The sequence below is a fragment of the Faecalicoccus sp. genome (genome assembly GCF_036552745.1).
Lineage (GTDB): Bacteria > Bacillota_I > Bacilli_A > Erysipelotrichales > Erysipelotrichaceae > Faecalicoccus.
This window is the reverse complement of sequence record NZ_JAXKBY010000226.1, coordinates 1-6011: the sequence shown is the minus strand read 5'-3', so window position 1 is coordinate 6011 and position 6011 is coordinate 1. Positions and strand designations below refer to the sequence as shown.

Below are 6011 nucleotides of genomic sequence, written 5' to 3'. Positions count from 1 at the left end.
CTTCGTAAACGTGCCGGAGATCAAATTGATGCCATCAGCAAAGTTGTAAAGATCAATCAAAAAGATCATGCGCAGGGTCATATTTGTCCAAATGTGGCTGAATGGCTTCAAAAAGGACCGCAAGGATTAAAAGAAGAAGCCAGTCAACACTTAAAAAACTGTACGGAAGAACAAAAAGATTTTTATCGTTCTATTGTATTGATCATGGAAGGCGTACAGAAATTTATGATGCGCTATCATGATTTATTGTTGCAGGAAGCTGATACATCACCGGAACATGCCGCAACCATGAAACAAGTGGCAGAAATCTGTGCCAACTTATCAAAGCATCCGGCCCGGACGTTCCATGAAGCCGTACAATCGATGTGGTTTTTGTTTGTGATCTTACACATGGAAAGCAATGCCTCCAGTTTTTCACCGGGACGTTTGGATAAAACTTTATATCCATACTATAAAAAAGATAAAGAAGAGCTTTTGATCAATGATCAAGAAGCATTGGAGATTATTGAATGCTTATGGTTGAAATTTAACCAGATCGTGTATTTACGCAATAAGAATTCCGCAAAATACTTTGCCGGTTTTCCCATCGGTTTTAACATTGCCGTTGGTGGTGTGGATGAAAACGGACAGGATTCCAGCAATGAATTAAGTCATCTATTCTTAACGGCACAGGAAGAGCTTGGCCTTCCACAACCAAATTTAAGTGTTCGTCTGCACGAGCATACAAATGAAGAATTGCTTCGTCATGCGGTCAAGGTCGTATCTAAGGGCAGTGGTATGCCGCAGTTCTTTAATGATAAAGCCATTGTCCATGAACTGGAAAAGTTAGGAATTTCCCATAAAGATGCCTTGGATTATGCCATTGTTGGTTGTGTGGAATTAACGACACAGGGAAATAATCTGGGCTGGTCTGATGCAGCCATGTTTAATATGAATAAAGTGTTAGAGCTTACATTAAATCATGGAAAATGTCTTCTGACAGGACAGCAGCTGGGACCGGATCTGGGTTCTTTAAGTACTTATCAGAACTTTGATGCGCTGCAGGAAGCCTTTAAGAAGATGATGTTGTACTTTATTGATAAGATGATTCCTTGTTGCGAAGAGGTGGAAAAAGCCCATATTGATATTTTACCGACCGGCTTTTTAAGCAGTGTGATCGATGACTGTATGGAAAAAGGCTTGGATGTCACAAAAGGTGGTGCGCATTATAACTTGTCTGGTATCCAGATGATTCAGGTTGCCAACTTAGCGGACTCTTTAGCTGCCATCAAACAGATGGCTTATGATGAAAAGCGGATTGAACCACAGGCTTTGGAACAAGCCTTGCAGACAAATTTTGAACACGATGAAGTTATGCGCCAGATGTTGTTGAACCGTGTTCCAAAATATGGTAACGATGTGGAATGGGTCGATGAATTAGGGGCCAAATGGGCACAGTTCTTTAGAGATACACTTAGAAATTATACGAATTATCGTGGTGGTATCTATCATTCCGGTATGTACACAGTCAGCGCCCATGTACCGATGGGACAAAATGTGGGAGCCAGCGCAGATGGGCGATTATCGCAAACACCGTTGGCCGATGGTGGCTTATCTGCCGTTTATGGTCGTGATTTAAAAGGGCCGACTGCTGTTTTAAAATCCGTATCTCGACTTCAAGATGATTGTACGACTAATGGTGGTTTGTTGAATATGAAATTTTTACCGGAATTCTTTGCGACGGAAAGCGGTATTCAGAAATTCTGTAATTTACTTCGTACCTTTGTCGATTTGGAAATTCCGCACATTCAGTTTAATGTGGTTCGAAGAGAAGATTTACTGGCAGCGCAAAAGCATCCGGAACAATATAGTTCACTGACAGTACGTGTGGCCGGTTACACAGCTTACTTTACCGAACTGGCTGGAGATCTTCAAAATGAGATCATCGCAAGGACATCCTATGACAACATCTAAGCTTCGTGTCTTTGATATTAAACGCTTTTCCACACATGATGGCATTGGCATACGAACAACAGTATTTTTAAAAGGCTGTCCCTTGCGTTGTAAATGGTGCCAGAATCCGGAAGGACTTTTACCGACTGCTCAGGTTTTATATATGGAAAATAAGTGTATTCACTGCTTGAGTTGTCTAAATGCCAGTAAGAAGCAGGGAATTGAAGTCAAAGACGGAAGAATTTGTCTGCATCGTGAAAAAAAAGAAGATTGGAATGCTATTGTAGATGCCTGTCCGACACGTGCACTGCAGTTTGATTCAAAGGAATATACGATCGAACAGCTTGTGACAGAAATCAAAAAAGATGAAGCTTTCTTTAAGCGGGAAGGTGGGGTAACCATATCCGGCGGAGAACCGTTTCTACAACCGGAAGGCTTACTGGCGTTTTTAAAGGCTTGTCATGAAGAAAAGATTCATACGGCCATCGAAACCAGTCTATTTACCGATTCCCAATGGCTGGAAAAGGCTTTACCATATCTGGATCAGATTTATGCGGATTGTAAGTTGTTTGGTGCAAAAGAGCATAAAAAATATACCGGAGTCGATAATGCTTTGATTCTGAAAAATATTCAATTGCTTCTACAATCCGATAAAAAAGAACATGTGATCATTCGTACACCGTTGATTCCAACTATGACCGCTACAAAAGAAAATATTGCCGCGATTTCCAAGTTTTTGGTTTCTGTGTATCCGGATGTGTACTATGAGATTTTAAACTATAATCCTTTGGCTCAATCGAAGTATGCCTATTTAGATATGGACTTTTGTTTCAAAGAGAATCCCAAGCTCTATAACAAAGAAGTCATGGAATCGTTTTATAGTGTAGCAAAGGAAAACGGCATTCGTAATCTTGTGATTGAATAAAAAATGTTTGAAATTTACAAACAGATTATGTACAATATCTGCAATGAGGGAGTAGTCTAGCATTGCTTGATTGTTCAACATACCCGAATGTAAATTCTGGACAATCTTAAAGACAAGACTCATTAAGGACGCAAGGTCTTTAATGGATCTTGTCTATTTTTATTGTAAAGGAGAAAGTTATGTCAATCTATAATCAGACACAAAAGGAAGTTCTTGAACAATTATCCACTTCGATGGAAGGTCTCTCCAATGAAGAAGTAAAAAAACGACAGGAACAATACGGATTAAACCAGATGAATCAGAGCAAGCCGAAAAGTCCGGTCTTGATCTTTTTAGAACAATATAAAGATCTATTAGTTATCGTATTGATCTGTGCGGCTTTGATATCTGCCTTTTCCGGTGAATATGTCAGCACGGCTGTTATTTTAGTGGTTATCACGATCAATGCGATCCTGGGAACGATTCAAACCTTGAAGGCCAGAAAATCACTGGAAAGCTTACAGAAGCTTTCCACACCCCATGTCAAAGTATTACGCAACGGGCAAATGGAAGAAATATCCAGTGATCAGTTGACCATTGGTGATATTGTCTGTGTAGAGGCCGGAGATGTGATCGAAGGCGATGGACGTATTTTAGAGGCAGCGAATTTGCAGATCAATGAAAGTGCTTTGACCGGTGAATCTTTACCACAGGAAAAAACGACTGAGTCTTTAAGTGGAGAACAGCCTTTAGCCGATCAGACCAACATGGCTTTTTCCAGCGGATTGGTTACCAATGGTACCGGAAAATATGTTGTATCTTCCATTGGAATGGATACACAGATCGGTCATATCGCCAGCATGATCGAAAATGCACAGGAACGTAAGACACCATTGCAGAAAAGCTTAGATGAATTTTCTGTTAAACTCACCATCAGCATTTGTGTGATCTGTGCCATTATTTTAGCCATTAATGTCTTTTTAGCGCATGAAAACGTATTGGATGCTTTGTTGATTGCGGTGGCCTTAGCTGTTGCAGCTATTCCGGAGGCTTTAGGATCCATCGTTACGATCGTGCTTTCTATTTCAACCCAAAAGATGGTCAAGGAAAATGCGATTATCAAGCAGTTAAATGCTGTGGAAAGCTTAGGATGTGTTTCTATTATCTGCTCCGATAAGACGGGAACATTGACACAGAATAAAATGAAGGTCATGGATGTCTTTGCCAATCAGGAAGCTTTTCCACCGGAAACTTTAGATGCCGATGATCATTGTCATGACGTTTTATTGAAAGAATGTCTATTATGTAACAATGCGATTTATCGAGAAGATGCACAGATTGGGGATCCAACGGAGATCGCTTTGTTGGAGCTGTTTGACAATTATGGTAAAAAAGATGGCGATTATATAGTTGAAACCGAACGTATGGATGAGATTCCATTTGATTCGACTCGTAAGATGATGTCCATCAACTCAAAATCACACCTTTATACCAAAGGTGCTGTGGATGAGCTGTTAAAGCGTTGTACGGAAATCTTGATCCATGATCAAAAACGTCCAATTACAAGTGAAGATAAGGAAGTCATCCTGTCAAAGAATGAATATTATGCCAAAAAAGGGTTGCGTGTTTTAGGTTTTGCCTATAAAAATATGGAACCAAAACCGCTTGATTTTGCCGATGAAAGCGATTTGTGCTTTGTAGGTATGGTGGCCCAGATGGATCCGCCTCGTCAAGAAAGCAAAGATGCGGTTGAAAAATGTCGTATTGCCGGTATCAAACCTATCATGATCACAGGTGATCATGCGATTACTGCCCAAAGTATTGCCACAGAGATTGGTATATTTAACGAGGGTGATGTGGTCTTGGAAGGTTCGCAATTAGAAAAGATGAGTGAAGATGAGCTGGACGCGATCTTACCAAAAGTTTCTGTTTATGCTCGTGTGGCACCGGAACACAAGATTCGTATCGTCAAGGCATGGCAGAAACGAAATGAAATCGTAGCCATGACCGGAGATGGTGTCAATGATGCCCCGGCACTGAAACAAAGTGATATTGGTGTTGCCATGGGAATTACCGGAACAGAGGTTTCCAAGGATGCCGCCAGTATGATCTTAATGGATGATAACTTCTCTACGATCGTAAAAGCGGTCATTACCGGACGAAACGTCTATACCAATATTAAAAATGCCATTACGTATTTATTGTCAGGAAACTTCTCGGCCATTTTGGCGGTTGTTTATACATCTGTATTATTCTTGCCAACACCATTTACGGCTGTGCATTTGTTGTTTATTAACTTGATTACAGACTCCTTACCGGCCATTGCGATCGGTATGGAAAAAGGCTCAGATGATATTTTGAAACAAAAACCTAGAAAGAGCGATGATTCCATCCTGAATTCAAAAACGTTGATCCAAATTGGTACCGAAGGTTTGATCATCTTTGTCTTTGTGATGACTGCCTACTATTTAGGAAATGAAGTCAGTCCGGCGTTGGCTAGTACCATGGCATTTGCGACTTTGTGTTTATCTCGTTTATTCCATGGTTTCTCCAGCCGTTCCGCATTGCCTTTATATAAGCTTTCTATCAATGTCTATAGCTGTTTAGCCTTTGTTGTCGGAGCCGGTTTATTAATGTTGATTTTATTAGTTCCAGGTTTACACGGACTCTTTACCGTTGCACAAGACCTGACTTTACAATATATCGGTTTGATCGTTCTCTGTGCTTTTGCTTCTTTTATCTGTATTCAGCTATTACGCATTATTAAAACAACAATTAAGAAATAACACTTTGAGGTGGTTTGTCACCTCATTTTTTATACAATTTCATAAAAAACAGGATAGTTTGAAGTCTATCCTGTTTTTAGATTATTGACAATCTTTTAAGATATGGTGAATTTCTTCCGTTGATTTTTGCATAGCTTTGGCAATCTGTCCTACAGACATTGGTTGGGATAACGTTTCAATCATATTTCTCTGTTCTTCCAATCTGCTTAGTTCACGTCCTTTTTGCAAGGCTTCTTCACGGACCCATTTGATTCGTGCATTTTCCATTCGAATATTGTCATTGATACTCAACTGTTCGAATTCTTCATTGAGCTGATTGATCCATTCCTGGCTCATATACTTGATGATCCTGTCTGCCATGGCGATTCCTTCTTCCTGCTTGATTACTT

4 protein-coding genes are annotated in these 6011 nt (G+C 40.1%); 3 read left to right on the top strand and 1 reads right to left on the bottom strand.

The features are described 5' to 3' along the window. From U0M88_RS10305 to U0M88_RS10295, 3 genes are all read left to right on the top strand, one after another. On the top strand, positions 1-1953 hold a 1953-nt coding region (locus U0M88_RS10305), incomplete at its 5' end, for a glycyl radical protein (protein WP_331869752.1). After that, on the top strand, positions 1916-2857 hold the full coding sequence (locus tag U0M88_RS10300; RefSeq protein ID WP_331869751.1) for a glycyl-radical enzyme activating protein: 942 nt from the start codon (positions 1916-1918) through the stop codon (positions 2855-2857). The genes U0M88_RS10305 and U0M88_RS10300, both read left to right, overlap by 38 nt. A 179-nt stretch (positions 2858-3036) precedes the next feature. Further along, positions 3037-5622, top strand: coding sequence for a cation-translocating P-type ATPase (locus U0M88_RS10295; RefSeq protein ID WP_331869750.1), 2586 nt, complete (start codon positions 3037-3039; stop codon positions 5620-5622). A gap of 81 nt (positions 5623-5703) precedes the next feature. On the opposite strand, the gene U0M88_RS10290 is transcribed toward U0M88_RS10295, so the two are convergent. Continuing rightward, positions 5704-6011 (bottom strand): hypothetical protein (locus U0M88_RS10290; protein ID WP_331869749.1); only part of this gene is annotated, 308 nt, incomplete at its 5' end.